The organism is Bacillus sp. SIMBA_005, from assembly GCF_046535585.1.
Taxonomy (GTDB): Bacteria; Bacillota; Bacilli; order Bacillales; family Bacillaceae; genus Bacillus; species Bacillus pumilus.
This window is the reverse complement of record NZ_JAWRWI010000916.1, coordinates 1-248: the sequence shown is the minus strand read 5'-3', so window position 1 is coordinate 248 and position 248 is coordinate 1. Positions and strand designations below refer to the sequence as shown.

Annotated in this window: 1 protein-coding gene; it reads right to left on the bottom strand. The window is 38.7% G+C overall.

Features of this window, described 5'->3' with window-relative positions:
• On the bottom strand, positions 1–248 hold a 248-nt coding region (locus SB660_RS22740), incomplete at both ends, for a hypothetical protein (RefSeq protein ID WP_410584776.1).

The following is a 248-nucleotide window of genomic DNA, read 5'->3' as shown; positions in this document are numbered from 1 at the left end:
CATTGCAGTACCCACACCTTTGTCGACGCCGTTTAAACCACCCTTTGCTGCCCCATAAAAGGAACCTCCAATAATTGATGCTGGTTCATTCATATTTCCATACACCGTTTGTTGAGCCGCCTTATTAATTGCTTTCCCATAATCTACAAATACTTGACCGACTTTTTTGGCAGTACTATTAAATGCTTGTCCTACCTTTGTATTATTTAATGCTTCACCCATATTTTTACCAACATTATATGCATCAG